Source organism: Streptomyces monashensis (assembly GCF_001866665.1).
In the GTDB taxonomy this organism is placed as follows: Bacteria; Actinomycetota; Actinomycetes; order Streptomycetales; family Streptomycetaceae; genus Streptomyces; species Streptomyces monashensis.
This window is the reverse complement of the sequence record NZ_MLYO01000035.1, coordinates 87,735-100,775: the sequence shown is the minus strand read 5'-3', so window position 1 is coordinate 100,775 and position 13,041 is coordinate 87,735. Positions and strand designations below refer to the sequence as shown.

14 protein-coding genes and 1 pseudogene are annotated in these 13,041 nt (G+C 73.9%); 7 read left to right on the top strand and 8 right to left on the bottom strand.

The window, feature by feature from the left end:
- Nucleotides 1-59 precede the first annotated feature (59 nt).
- The gene (locus tag BIV23_RS21610) at nt 60-788 is read left to right on the top strand and encodes a bifunctional DNA primase/polymerase (RefSeq protein WP_071382563.1); all 729 of its coding nucleotides are present in this window, start codon (nt 60-62) and stop codon (nt 786-788) included.
- A 27-nt stretch (nt 789-815) separates the two neighbouring features.
- On the opposite strand, the gene BIV23_RS21605 is transcribed toward BIV23_RS21610, so the two are convergent.
- A complete protein-coding gene (locus BIV23_RS21605) occupies nt 816-1,832 on the bottom strand; it encodes an SCO2278 family lipoprotein (RefSeq protein ID WP_071382562.1) in 1,017 nt (338 codons plus the stop codon).
- Nucleotides 1,786-1,929: pseudogene (locus BIV23_RS52010) on the bottom strand (iron transporter); the annotation flags it as partial. The pseudogene BIV23_RS52010 and the gene BIV23_RS21605, both read right to left, overlap by 47 nt.
- A 47-nt stretch (nt 1,930-1,976) precedes the next feature.
- On the opposite strand from BIV23_RS52010, the gene BIV23_RS21600 reads away from it, so the two are divergent.
- Nucleotides 1,977-2,621 (top strand): PhzF family phenazine biosynthesis protein, encoded by a 645-nt coding sequence (locus BIV23_RS21600; protein WP_071382561.1) that lies wholly within the window; start codon nt 1,977-1,979, stop codon nt 2,619-2,621.
- Here the strand turns inward: BIV23_RS21600 and BIV23_RS21595 are convergent.
- Both BIV23_RS21595 and map read right to left on the bottom strand, forming a co-directional pair.
- Nucleotides 2,618-3,265, bottom strand: a complete 648-nt coding sequence (locus BIV23_RS21595; protein ID WP_071382560.1) for a biliverdin-producing heme oxygenase — start codon at nt 3,263-3,265, stop codon at nt 2,618-2,620. The genes BIV23_RS21600 and BIV23_RS21595 overlap by 4 nt on opposite strands.
- Before the next feature lie 100 nt (nt 3,266-3,365).
- On the bottom strand, nt 3,366-4,223 hold the full coding sequence (gene map / locus BIV23_RS21590) for a type I methionyl aminopeptidase (RefSeq protein ID WP_071382559.1): 858 nt from the start codon (nt 4,221-4,223) through the stop codon (nt 3,366-3,368).
- 58 nt (nt 4,224-4,281) lie between these two features.
- On the opposite strand from map, the gene BIV23_RS21585 reads away from it, so the two are divergent.
- Nucleotides 4,282-4,515, top strand: coding sequence for a hypothetical protein (locus BIV23_RS21585; protein ID WP_071382558.1), 234 nt, complete (start codon nt 4,282-4,284; stop codon nt 4,513-4,515).
- Here BIV23_RS21585 and BIV23_RS21580 read toward each other — a convergent pair whose 3' ends face one another.
- The 3 genes from BIV23_RS21580 to BIV23_RS21575 are packed head-to-tail and all read right to left on the bottom strand — an operon-like array spanning nt 4,516 to nt 6,565.
- On the bottom strand, nt 4,516-5,805 hold the full coding sequence (locus BIV23_RS21580; protein ID WP_177239986.1) for an MFS transporter: 1,290 nt from the start codon (nt 5,803-5,805) through the stop codon (nt 4,516-4,518).
- Nucleotides 5,806-5,811: 6 nt separating this feature from the next.
- Nucleotides 5,812-5,955, bottom strand: a complete 144-nt coding sequence (locus BIV23_RS50430) for a hypothetical protein (protein WP_177239985.1) — start codon at nt 5,953-5,955, stop codon at nt 5,812-5,814.
- 10 nt (nt 5,956-5,965) lie between these two features.
- A complete protein-coding gene (locus tag BIV23_RS21575; protein ID WP_071382557.1) occupies nt 5,966-6,565 on the bottom strand; it encodes a hypothetical protein in 600 nt (199 codons plus the stop codon).
- A 126-nt stretch (nt 6,566-6,691) separates the two neighbouring features.
- Between BIV23_RS21575 and BIV23_RS21570 the strand changes: the two genes are divergently transcribed.
- From BIV23_RS21570 to BIV23_RS21560, 3 genes are all read left to right on the top strand, one after another.
- Nucleotides 6,692-7,774, top strand: a complete 1,083-nt coding sequence (locus tag BIV23_RS21570; protein ID WP_071382556.1) for a sialidase family protein — start codon at nt 6,692-6,694, stop codon at nt 7,772-7,774.
- 38 nt (nt 7,775-7,812) lie between these two features.
- The gene (npdG, locus tag BIV23_RS21565) at nt 7,813-8,526 is read left to right on the top strand and encodes an NADPH-dependent F420 reductase (RefSeq protein WP_071382555.1); all 714 of its coding nucleotides are present in this window, start codon (nt 7,813-7,815) and stop codon (nt 8,524-8,526) included.
- A gap of 84 nt (nt 8,527-8,610) precedes the next feature.
- Entirely contained in the window at nt 8,611-8,802 is a 192-nt protein-coding gene (locus BIV23_RS21560) for a hypothetical protein (protein ID WP_071382554.1), read from the top strand.
- Here BIV23_RS21560 and BIV23_RS21555 read toward each other — a convergent pair.
- Complete coding sequence (locus BIV23_RS21555) at nt 8,792-9,592, bottom strand: site-2 protease family protein (RefSeq protein WP_071382553.1); 801 nt, start codon at nt 9,590-9,592, stop codon at nt 8,792-8,794. The genes BIV23_RS21560 and BIV23_RS21555 overlap by 11 nt on opposite strands.
- Nucleotides 9,593-9,774: 182 nt before the next feature.
- Here BIV23_RS21555 and BIV23_RS21550 point away from each other — a divergent pair, with 182 nt between their 5' ends.
- Nucleotides 9,775-13,041 carry an AfsR/SARP family transcriptional regulator gene (locus BIV23_RS21550; protein WP_071382552.1) on the top strand — a complete coding sequence of 1,089 codons (3,267 nt, stop codon included), beginning with the start codon at nt 9,775-9,777 and terminating at the stop codon, nt 13,039-13,041.

Sequence of the window (13,041 nt, the reverse complement as noted above, 5' to 3'; positions counted from 1 at the left end):
ACCAGCGAGGCGCACCAGCGAGACGCATCGGTGAGGCGATCTGCGAGGCGAGGGGATAGATGAGCGCGACGTTCGGCGGCCGGTCCGGCCGGCAGGGCAGACTCTCCCAGTGGTTGCGCGGACGCCGACCGAAGGAGGCCGCCGACGACGGCGGCCGTGAGGCCCTGCTGCTCGCCGCCGCCGGGGCGGGCCTGCCGCTCGCCCCCGCCGCGCACCCCGCCCCCGGCTACCGCTGTTCCTGCGACCGGGTCGGCTGTCCCACCCCGGCCCGGCACCCGGTGTCGTTCGCCTGGCAGACGCAGTCCACCACCGACCGCGCCCAGATCGAGCGCTGGGTCCGCCACCAGCCGCAGGCCAACTTCATCACCGCCACCGGCATGACCCACGACGTCCTGGACGTACCCCTGCCGGCCGGCCGGCAGGCGCTGGAGCGGCTGCTCGGATCCGGTGTCGAGGTCGGCCCGGTCGCCGAGAGCGACGACGGCCGCATGCTGTTCTTCACGCTCACCCGCGGCACCCCCGAGGACGAGGACGAGTGGTGGCCGTGCGAGCTGGACTGCCACCCCGAGACCATGGACGAGCACCCCGGCCTGCGCTGGCACTGCCGGGGGTCGTACGTGCTCGTGCCGCCCGCCCGGCTGCCCGGCGACGACCAGCGGGTGCGCTGGGCACGCGGCCCGGAGCACGCGCTCCCGGACCCGCTCAGCCTGCTGGAGGTCCTCACCGACGCCTGCGCCCGGTACGCGGGCGCCGAGCACCAGGCCACCGCCTGGCCGCTGCGGCACTGAACCACCGAGCCACCGAGCTTCCGGGCGCTATCCGCCCTGCGCCGACGTCAGCCCCGGCACCCGTCCCAGCAGGGACACCGCGCCGCTGCCCGCCGGGTCCAGGGCGACCTCGTTGGACATGAACTCCAGCGTCAGGGACTGGTTCACCTCGCCCTGGGTCAGCGCCTGCACGTCCTTGTTGTCGGGCGGCATCGTGGTGCCCGCGGCGGCCGTCCGCTTCTCGTAGTGCCGCGAGGAGAAGAACACCAGCGCCCCGCCGTCCGCGGTGCGCAGCGCCAGCGGCCGGTAGTCGCCGTTCGTGAGCGGCTTGTCGATGAACTGCGTGACCAGACCCGGCTTGCGGGCCCGCTGGGCGCGGTTCGCCCGCTCGACGCTCGTGTACGCGCCGTCGGCGAAGGTCTTGCCGCCCTTCTGGAGGTACGTCGCGAAGTCCGCGCTCAACGCGTCCGGCGCGACGGCGAGTTGGGCCGATCCGGTCGGTACGGCCTCGGCCCAGCCGTCCTGGTCCGTCGTGAACCGCGGCACGGCGCCCGGCGCGACCAGCGTCAGATACGCCACCTGCCAGCGCTCGTTCAGGCCGCTGCGGGTGAACACCAGCAGCCAGCGCGCGTCGCCCGCCTTGTTGCCCCGGGCGTCGGCGAGGAACCAGCGCGGCCAGCCCGCCTTCTTGGGGATGGTGATCTTCACGTCCGACAGCTTCAACGGCACGTGGTCCGCGTTGCCCGAGGGGCTGTTGACATGCCCGGCCTTCAGCCGCGCGGCGTCGATGTCACCGAACGGGCCGGTGACATAGGGCGCGTCCAGGGAGCTGTCGAACGCCTTGTCGGCCTTGTTGTACGCGGCCGTGAACGCGGCGACCGCCCTGGCGGCCTCGGCGCGGGTGGCGGCGGGCAGCACCTCGCGCTCCCCGTGCACCACCACGCATCCGCTCGCCGTCAGCGACAGAGCGGTCAGCGAGGCCGCCATGAGTGCGCCCCGGCGCACCGCCGCGCGTGCGTCACCGGCACGCCTGCGGAGCCTGCGCGGGCTGCGATCCCTGCTCATCGGGTCCCTTCACCTTCCCCTTCCCGGAGGCGAACCCTACCGGGGCGGGGAACACCGCGCGTGCCGGGACCGGGTACAGCGGCCACACCGTGACCTGGCCGAGCCGCCCCACGGCCCGGCGGGCCGCGATGTTTCAATTCCCGGGTGACTGACTACGACATTCTCCGCGTCTTCTGCGGACCGGACGGCGGCCACGGCAACGAACTCGGTGTCGTCCGCGACGGTTCGGTGCTGCCCGAGCGGAGCGACCGGCAGGAGCTGGCGGCCAAACTCGGCTTCAGCGAGACCGTGTTCGTGGACGACCCCGAGCGCGGTGTCATCGACATCTACACCCCCACCCTGCGGCTGCCCTTCGCCGGTCACCCCTGTGTCGGCACCGCCTGGCTGCTCGATGTGCCCGAGCTCGTCACCCCCGCCGGAGTCGTCGGGGCCCGGCTGGACGGCGAGTTCAGCTGGATCGAGGCCCGCGCCGAGTGGGCCCCGCCGCGCACCCTGCGCCAGTACGGCAGCCCGGCCGAGGTCGACGCCCTCGACGTGCCGCCACCGGGGGAGTGGATCTACGCCTGGGCCTGGCAGGACGAGGCCGCCGGCCGGATCCGCGCCCGCGCCTTCCCCGGCCGCGGTGACGGCATCGACGAGGACGAGGCGACGGGCGCGGCGGCGATCCTCCTCACCGACCGGCTCGGCCGCGCCCTCAACATCACCCAGGGCAAGGGCTCCCAGCTCCTCACCGCCCCGCAGCCGCACGGCTGGGTGGAGGTCGGCGGACGGGTGTACCTGGAGCGCTAGGCACTCAGCGGGAACTCCTCGCCCAGCGCCCTGAACACGGCCGTGTTCAGGGCGAACGCCCGATTGCACTCCGACACGATCCGCTGCTTCTCCAGGTCGTCCACGGTGATCGCGTCCAGCGTCCGCCGGTAACCCTGCTTGAACGCGGCCGGGTTGGCGACACCCTCGAAGACGTAGAAGCGGACCCCGTCGCCCTTCTTCGTGAAGCCCCAGGTCTTCTCCGCCCTGTCGCGGATGACCTGGCCGCCGGACAGGTCGCCCAGGTAGCGGGTGTAGTGGTGGGCGACGTAGCCGCCGGGCCAGTGCTCGGTGCAGGCGCGGACCCGGTCCGCGTACGCCCGGGTCGCGGGCAGTGCGGACAGGGCCGCCCGCCAGCCGGGACCCCGCAGGTGCGCCAGGTCCCGCTCCAGCGCCGGCAGCCGCAGCAGCTCCGGCCGGATGAACGGTCCCGCCACCGGGTCCGCGGCCAGCCGCCCGGCGCCGCTCTCCAGCGCCTCGTACACGAACCACAGCTGCTCGGTGTAGCGCCCGTACGCGGCCACGCCCAGCCGGCCGCCGAGCAGGTCGCTCATGAAGGTCGAGGTCTCCGCCGCCATGTGCTGCTCGTGGGAGGCGGTGCGGATGAGTGCCGAGAAGGAGTCCATGAGCCCGTCCCTGGATGGTCCGCGGAGCCTTTGCCGACACCTTGTCGGTAAAAGTCTACAGGACAAAGCCCACCCCGGCAGGGGGTGGGCAAGTCGGTGATCAGGGAAGAGTCAGGATCTCCGCGCCCGAGTCCGTCACCACCAGCGTGTGCTCGAACTGGGCCGTCCGCTTGCGGTCCTTCGTCACGACCGTCCAGCCGTCGTCCCACAGGTCGTACTCGTACGTGCCCAGCGTCAGCATCGGCTCGATCGTGAACGTCATGCCGGGCTGCATGACCGTTGTCGCGTGCGGGCTGTCGTAGTGCGGGATGATCAGGCCGGAGTGGAACGACGAGTTGATGCCGTGCCCGGTGAAGTCACGGACGACGCCGTAGCCGAACCGCTTGGCGTAGGACTCGATGACCCGGCCGATGATGTTGATCTGCCGGCCCGGCCGGACCGCCTTGATCGCGCGGTTCAGGGACTCGCGGGTGCGCTCCACCAGCAGCCGCGACTCCTCGTCCACGTCGCCGACCAGGTACGTGGCGTTGTTGTCGCCGTGCACCCCGCCGATGTACGCCGTCACGTCCAGGTTGACGATGTCACCGTCGTTCAGGACCGTCGAGTCCGGGATGCCGTGGCAGATGACCTCGTTGACCGACGTGCACAGCGACTTGGGGAAACCGCGGTAGCCGAGCGTGGACGGGTAGGCGCCGTGGTCGCACATGAACTCGTGGGCGACCTTGTCCAGCTGGTCCGTGGTGACCCCGGGCGCGATGATCTTCGCGGCCTCCGCCATCGCCTGCGCGGCGATGCGGCCGGCGATCCGCATCGCCTCGATGGTCTCGGGGGTCTGCACCTCGGGCCCGGTGTACGGCGCCGGCGCGGGCTTGCCGACGTACGCGGGGCGGCGGATGTTTCCGGGGACCGAACGGGTGGGGGACAGCTCCCCTGGTACGAGCAGTGACTGGCCAGACATGCCAGCGAGTCTATCGAGCGGAGATGGGGGAACATGTCCGTGGCGAGAGGAGCTGTCCATGCCCCTGTTCAAGAAGCGCACCGTCGGCAAGCCGGGCGAGTGGTTCTACTGCCTGGAACACAAGAAGGTCGAGGAGGGCCCGGAGTGCCCGGGCAAGGACCGCTTCGGGCCCTACGCCTCGCCCGAGGAGGCCCGGCGGGCGATGGAGACCGCCGCCGAGCGCAACCTGGAGTGGGAGAACGACCCGCGCTGGCACGACGCGTCCGCGCGGGGGAACACCGACGACGAGTGATCACCCCACGGCCCGTCCGGCGGCGGCGCGCCGCTCGCGCATCCGGACGGAGTGCTCGTTGGTCCGGGCGTCGTAGGTCATGAGCCCCGGCAGGCACAGCGCGAGCAGCCCCATCGCGCCCGCGCAGGCCAGACCGCCGGAGACGACCGAGGTCCGCACGCCCGCCCAGGCGGCGAGCGAGCCCGCGCGGACCTGGCCGAGCTGTGGGCCCACCGAGTAGGACAGCAGCTCGATCCCGGCGAGCCGACCGCGCAGCTCGTCGGGGATCGTCTGGTTCCACAGGGCGGCCCGGAAGATCCCGGAGACCATGTCGAAGCCGCCGCCGACGGTCAGGAACAGCAGCACCAGCCAGACGTTCCCGCACGCGCCCGCCGCCGCGACGGCCAGGCCCCAGCCGGTGGCCGACACCACGACCAGCAGCCCGTGCCGGTGCACCCGGGAGGTCCAGCCGCCGGTCAGGCTCACCAGCAGGGAACCGGCCGGGAGGGCGGCGTACATCAGTCCGAGCGCCCAGTCGGCGTGCAGTTCGTCGGCGAGGAACGGCAGGACCGCGAGCGGCATGGCCAGGAACATCGCCGCGAGGTCGACGGCATAGGTGCCGAGGAGCTCCTTGCGGCTCCACGCGTACCGGGCACCCTCCAGGACCGTGGTCAGCGAGGGCCTGGCGGCTTCGTGCGCGGCGGGGGAGGGGGCGATCCGCACGATGAACGCCAGCGACACGGCGAAGGTCAGCATGTCGGCGGCGTACGCCCAGCCGAGGCCCGCGTAGGCGACGACCACGCCCGCGACCGCCGGGCCGGCGACTCCGCCGACCGTCCAGCGCAGCGAGTTCAGCGAGGCTGCGGCGGGAAGGTCGGCGTGGGCCACGAGCCGGGGCCAGAGGGAATCCAGCGCCGGGCGCTGGACCGACCCCAGGGCGGCGGAGAGGGCCGCGACGGCGTACAGCGGCCAGACCGCGGGGTGCGGGAGCAGGGCGTCGACCAGCAGTGCCGCACTCAGCAGCCCCTGCCCGGCTTCCGTCCACGCGATCAGCTTCCGCTTGTCCAGGGCGTCGGCGAGGGCGCCGCCGTAGAGCCCGCACACGATGAGCGGCAGCAGCTCCACGGCACCGATCGCGCCCACCGCCGCCGCGGAACCGGTGAGGTCCTTCAGCTGGACGGGCACCGCGACGAGGGTCAGAAAACTGCCGAAGTTGCTGATCAGCCCTGATGTCCACAGCCGTCGGAAGTCCGCGGAGGCCTTCCAGGGGGAGAGGTCGGGCAGGAGGTCACGGAGGAGGTCGCGGGGCACAAGGGGTCATGCTCGGTCGGCCGCGCACTCCGGGCAACCGTATTTCCGGGCGCGGGCCACGACGGCGCGGGCCACGACGGCGCGGGCCACGACGGCGCGGGCCACGACGGCGCGGACCACGACGGCGCGGACCACGAAGACGCGGGTCACCAGGGCGCGGTCACCACGGGGCCGGCGGTGGTGCCGTCAGAATCTCCGCCAGCCTCGACAGCCGGTCGCGGAAACCCCGCTGAACCCTCGGAGAGCCCGCGCCGTTCTCGCCTGCCCCCGCGCTCACCAGGTGCTGCACGGAGTCCAGGTCCAGCTCCGCCCCCTCCGGCACCGCCAGCGACTCGTGGGCCATCGCGGCCAGCTCGCCGCCGCCCGCGCCGAGCGCCAGCACCGTCACCCCGGCCCGCCGGGCCGCGTGCACCCGCTCCAGCAGCGGCGCGGGCTCCTCGGGCGCCACGACCAGCAGGGTCTCGCCGCGCCCCGCCGCCTCGATGCGGCCCGGTCCGACGGCCAGGTGCGGCGGGTCCGAGGGGCGCACCCGGTGCCGTACCAGCGTCGGCGCCAGCTCCGGCGTGCCCGACCACGCGGCCTCGTCCACCAGATGCGCCGCCAGGTGCCACGGCTCGTACTCCGGCGTGCCGACCAGCAGCAGCCCGCCCCCGTGCGCCACCACCGACCCGCGCAGCGCCCCCGCGAACCGCCGGGTGGCCCCCAGCCACTCCGTCCCGGCGAGCACTTCCCGCAGCAACGCGACCCGTACGGCGTCCATGCGACGGCATCCTGCCGCAACCGGTCACTCGTGACGCGGAGTTCACCCGGAATTCGCCCGCCTCGGGGACAAGCACCGCTCACGTACGTGACGCCGACGACCCCGACGCGATCCCGAGGAGCGCCCATGAGCGACGTCACCGTCCCCTTCCGCGCCGGACACGACGGCTACGCCGGTTTCCGGATCCCGGCGATCGTGGCCACCGGCGCCGGCACGCTGCTCGCCTTCTGCGAGGGACGCCACGACTCCGGCGCCGACCACGGCCACATCGACATCGTGCTCAAGCGCTCCACCGACGGCGGCCGCACCTGGGGCCCGCTCACCGTCGCCGCGAGCAACGGCACCGGCCTCGCCGGCAACCCCGCCCCCGTCGTCCTCGACACCGGCCGGGTCCTGCTCGTGCACATCCGCGCCGCCGCCGGGGCCACCGAGGACGCCGTTCTGCGCGGACAGGTCCCGGACGCCGACGGGCGCCGGGTGTGGGTGCGGCACACCGACGACGAGGGCCTGACCTGGTCCGCGCCCACCGAGATCACCGCGCAGGTCAGGCGGCCCGGCTGGCGCTGGTACGCCACCACCCCCGGGCACGCCCTCCAGCTCGGCGGCGGGCGCGTGGTCGTCCCCGCCAACCACTCCGTGCCGCCCACCGGCACCGACACCGGCGCCGAGCCGCGGTACTACTGCGGCCACTGCCTGCTCAGCGACGACCGGGGCGAGAGCTGGCACCTCGGGTACGTCGACGAAGACACCGACGGGTACATCAACGCGAACGAGACCACGGCCGCCGAACTCCCCGACGGACGCGTGTACTTCAACACCCGCAACATCCCCGGCGCCAGGCCGGCCCCCGGCACCCGCGCCGACGCCCACTCCACCGACGGCGGCCGCACCCTCGCCCTGCCCTTCCGGCCCCAGGCCGGGCTCGCCGGACCGGTCTGCCAGGCCTCCGTCCTCCAGCTCCGCGACCCCGACCTGCTCCTCTACGCCGGCCCGGCCGACCCCGCCGCCCGCGCCCTGATGGCCCTCCGCGTCTCCGTCGACGGCGGCACCACCTGGCGCCCGGCGTTCACCGCCGACGGGCTGCCCGCCGCCTACTGCGACCTGGTCCGCGTCGACGCCGGGACGGTCGGACTCCTCTACGAGACCGGCGACTTCGGCCCGTACGAGAGGATCGCGTTCCGCCGGGTCCCGCTGCACCGGCTCACCTGACCCGGTGCCGTACCCGCCACGGACGTAGAGTCGGGCGCATGACCTCTACCGACAGCGCACAGACCCCTGCCAAGGCCCCGGCCAAGGACCCCTGGGACCTGCCCGACGTCTCCGGGTACGTCGTCGGCGTCCTCGGCGGCACCGGCCCGCAGGGCAAGGGCCTCGCCTACCGGCTCGCCCGGGCCGGCCAGAAGGTGATCATCGGCTCGCGGTCCGCCGAGCGGGCACAGGCCGCCGCCGACGAGCTCGGCCACGGCGTCGAGGGCGCCGACAACGCCGAGACCGCGCGCCGCAGCGACATCGTGATCGTCGCCGTACCGTGGGACGGCCACGGCGACACGCTGGCCGCCCTGTGCGCGGACCTGTCCGGCAAGCTCGTCGTGGACTGCGTCAACCCGCTCGGCTTCGACAAGCAGGGCGCCTACGCCCTCAAGCCCGAGGAGGGCAGCGCCGCCGAGCAGGCCGCCGCCCTGCTGCCGGACTCCCGGGTCGCCGCCGCCTTCCACCACCTGTCGGCCGTCCTGCTCCAGGACCCGGAGATCGACGAGATCGACACCGACGTGATGGTGCTCGGCGAGCAGCGGGCCGACGTGGAGATCGTGCAGGCCCTCGCCGGGCGCATCCCCGGCATGCGCGGCATCTTCGCCGGGCGGCTGCGCAACGCCCACCAGGTCGAGTCGCTCGTCGCGAACCTGATCTCCGTCAACCGCCGCTACAAGGCACACGCCGGGCTCCGCGTCACCGACGTGTGAGCCGCGAGGGGCGATGGGGGACACTGGTCGGCGAAGCAGTTCCGAGCAGTGTCCCCGACCGGATCCGACAGGAGCCACCCCGCCATGCCCCGCATCGCCCTCTACCCCCTCGTCGTCTGCGTCCTCGCCGTGGCCGCCGCCGTCGTCTCCTTCGTCCAGGGCAGCTGGCTGGGGATCGTCTGGGTGCTGCTGGCGGGCCTGTCGTCCAACATGAGCTGGTACTACGTGAAGCGCGGCCGGCAGGCGGCGGCGCGGGGCGAGTCCGTCACCGGCTGATCGTGCAGATCTCCGGGGTGCCGCGCCAGAAGCGGTACAGCTCCTGGCCGCAGTAGCGGGAGTAGTCGTCGACGCCGAGGCCGCGCAGGATCGCGTCGATCGCGTCGAAGAACACGCTGTTGACCGACGGCACCCACAGCAGCGCGAACACGAACAGCAGGCCGAACTGCGCGTACGGCGCCAGCTGCCGCTTGATCCGGTACGACAGCCACGGCTCGATCACGCCGTAGCCGTCCAGGCCCGGCACCGGCAGGAAGTTCAGGATCGACGCGGTCACCTGGAGCAGCACCAGGAACGCCAGCGCGAACCGGAAGTCCGCGGGCACCCCGTCCAGCGCGTGCAGCCAGAACGGCGCGCTGCACACCACCGCGAACAGCACGTTCGTCAGCGGGCCCGCCGCCGAGATCAGGCTGTGCTTCCAGCGGCCCCGGATCCGGCCGCGCTCGATGAACACCGCGCCGCCGGGCAGCCCGATCCCGCCCATGATCAGGAAGACCACCGGGAGCACGATGCTCAGCAACGCGTGCGTGTACTTCAGCGGGTTCAGCGTGAGGTAGCCCTTCGCGCCCACCGTGATGTCCCCGCCGTGCAGCGCCGTGCGCGCGTGCGCGTACTCGTGCAGACACAGGGAGACGATCCAGGCCGCCGTCACGAACAGGAACACGGCGACGCCCGGCTGCGCCGCGTACCCGCTCCAGGTGGCCCAGCCGGTCACCGCCGTCACGGCCATGATCCCGACGAACACGGGACTGACCCGGCGATCGCCGTGGCGGGTGGTGGCGGTGGTCATCTGTGGGCTCCTGTGTGCGGGGACCGTCGGAAAGGCGACCGTACCGGCCGTGCGGTCGTGGGGGAAACGTCTCGCGAGCGCCGTCCGGTTCCTGGAAAGGTGGGGGGATGCCACGGATGAGGGTGTCTCCCACGACGACGCGTCCGACGGCCGCCCTGACCGAACCTGAGCCTCCGGAGACAATGGACCCCGTGCGCTATCGGCTTCTCGGCACCACCCAGGCACTCCGCCCCGACGGTACGACCGTCCCGGTCGGCGGGGCGCGGCTGCGCACCCTGCTGAGCGTGCTCGCGCTCAGGGCCGGGCGGACCGTGCCCGTGGGCGTGCTCGTGGACGAGGTGTGGGGCGCCGACCCGCCCGCCGACACCGCCGGCGCGCTCCAGGCGCTGGTCGGCCGGCTGCGCCGTACCCTCGGCGCGGCCGCCGTCGCCTCCGCCGAGGGCGGCTACCGGCTCGCGGCCGCCCTCGACGACGTCGACCTCAACCGGTTCGAGCGGCTGACCGGCGACGGGCTCGCCGCGCTCGCCGACGGCGACCCGGCCAAGGCCGCCGTGCTCCTGGACGACGCACTCGCCCTGTGGCACGGCCCCGCCCTCGCCGACCTGCCCGACCACGGTGCCGAGGCGGCGCGCTGGGAGACCCGCCGGCTGGACGCGCTGCGCGCCCGGCACACCGCCGCCCTCGCCCTCGGCCGGGCCGAGCAGTCGCTGCCCGAGCTGACCGCGCTGTGCGACGAGCACCCGCTGGACGAGCCGCTCCAGGCGCTGCGGCTGCGTGCCCTGCGCGACACCGGCCGCCCCGCCGGGGCGCTCGCCGCCTACGAGGACGTACGACGGCTGCTCGCGGACCGGCTCGGCGTCGACCCAGGGCCCGAACTGCGCGCCCTGCACGCCGAGTTGCTGTCGGCCGAGGTGCAGGAACCCGCGCAGCCGCAGCCGGCGCGGCCCGTAGTGGGCAACCTGCCCGCCCGGCTCACCTCCTTCGTGGGCCGGGAGGCCGACATCGACGCCATCGGCGCCGATCTCGCGCGGGCCCGGCTGGTCACCCTGCTCGGGCCGGGCGGCGCCGGCAAGACCCGGCTGTCCCAGGAGGCCGCCGAGGCGGTACGGCACACCGTCCGCGACGGTGTGTGGCTGGCCGAGCTGGCCCCCGTGGACGACCCCGGGGCCGTGCCGCAGGCCGTGGTCACCGCGATCGGCGCCCGCGAGACCGTGCTGCACGGCGCCGGTGTCGAGAACATGCGCGCGGCCGCCGACCGGCACGACGAACCCCTCGAGCGGCTCCTGGAGCACTGCGCCCGGCGCCGGATGCTGATCGTCCTCGACAACTGCGAGCACGTCGTGGAGGCCGCCGCCGAGCTGGTCGCCCGGCTGCTGGAGCGCTGCCCGGGGCTGGTCGTCCTCGCCACCAGCCGCGAACCCCTCGGCGTGCCGGGGGAGTTGGTGCGGCCGGTGGAGCCGCTGCCGGAACCGGTCGCGCTGCGGCTGCTCGCCGAGCGGGGCGCGGCGGCCCGGCCCGGGTTCCGCACCGAGGACGATCCGGACGCCTGCGCCGAGATCTGCCGGCGGCTCGACGGGCTGCCCCTCGCGATCGAGCTGGCCGCGGCCCGGCTGCGCATGCTCACCCCCCGGCAGATAGCCGCCCGGCTGGACGACCGGTTCCGGCTGCTCACCTCCGGCAGCCGGACCGTGCTGCCCCGCCAGCAGACCCTGCGGGCCGTCGTGGACTGGTCCTGGGACCTGCTGGACGCGGACGAACGCGCCGTCCTCGCCCGGCTGTCGGTGTTCGCGGGCGGCTGCGACCTGGCCGCCGCCGAGGCCGTGTGCGGTCCCGTCGCACTGGACGCGCTCGGCTCCCTGGTGGACAAGTCCCTGGTGGTGGCCGCTCCGTCGAGCGACGGCGCGATGCGCTACCGCCTCCTGGAGACCGTCGCCGAGTACGCCGCCGAACGGCTGGCCGAGACCGGTGGCCGCGGCGGCGCCGAACACGCGCATCTGACGTACTACCGCGAACTCGCCCGCACCACCGACCCGTTGCTGCGCGGCCGCGAACAGCGCACCGCCATCGAGCGGTTCCAGCTGGAGTACGAGAACCTGCGCACCGCCCTGCGGCACGCCGTCGCCCTCGGCGACGAGCAGGAGGCGCTGTGCCTGGTGCTGTCCCTGCTGTGGTTCTGGCAGATGCGTGACCAGCGCCTGGAGACCCGCACCTGGTGCGTGGAGGTGATGCGGCTCGGCCCCGACCCGTTCGCCGCACCGGCCCGCCCGGCCCGCCCGGTGTGGCAGCGCTGCACCGACGCCCCGCCCCCGTACACCGGAGAGGTGCTCGCCGAGGCCCGGCGCGGCGTCCATCTGGCCCATCTCGCCTGCATGGAAACCGAGTTGGAGGCCTGGCAGACCCCCGAGGCGCAGGCCAAGCTGCGCACCGTCACGCAGGTGTACGAGCCCGGCCTGCCGCAGACCTGCCGGGCCCCGGGCATGCTGTGGTTCTTCGCCGAGATGATGACCGGCGGCATGGACCGGCTGCACACGATCACGGACACCACGGTGGAGACGTGCCGGAACACCCCCGGCTTCGAGTGGGAGCTGGCCTGCGCCCTCCAGATGCGCGCCGGCCTGCTCGCCAACCGCACCGCCTGGGCGGGCGACGCCTCCCGCGACGCCGACGAGGCGCTGGAGATCTACCGCCGCCTCGGTGACGCGTGGGGCACCGCCGAGGCGCTGTCCGCACGCGGCGAGGCCCATGAGCGCAAGGGCGCCTACGAGGCCGCCGCCGACGACTACCAGGCCGCCATCGCCTGCGCCGAACGCCTCGGCGCCCGCGCCCAGGCGGCTGTCCTGGGCGCCCGGTTCGGCAGCGTGCTCATGGAGCAGGGCGAGCTGGAGCGCGGCGAGCGGATGCTCCGCGACGTCATCGCCAGCCAGGACAGCTCCTTCAACGAGGCGATGCCCGCCGCCCGGCTCTTCCTCGCCGCCTGGCTCGGCGTGTACGGCCGCATCGGCGAGGCGCGCGAGCAACTCCGGCTGCTCCGTGCGGAGTTCAAGATCGCGCACTTCGTGGTCTTCGACGCGATGATCCTCGTCCAGGAGGCCTGGCTGGACGCCCTCGACCGGCTGCCGGAGCAGGCCCTGGACCGGGTCCGGCAGGCGCTGCGGCTGGCCGGCGACCCGCTGTCCGAGGCCATCAGCCCGCACCTGCCGTCCGTCTGCCTCGCCGTCGCCGCGACGGCCCTGGCCGAGCGCGGCGACGCGGGTGCCGCGGACGGCGCCCGCTGCCTGGGCGCCGCCGACGCCCTGCTGCCGCCCGGCCATGTCCGCTCCGGCATGGAGCGCCGGTCGCACGACCTGACCGAGGCCCGCGTCCGCGAGCGGCTCGACGCCGCCGGGTACGCGGCGGCGTACGCCGAGGGCGGTGGCCTCTCCCTCGCGGAGGCCACCGCCCTGTTCTGA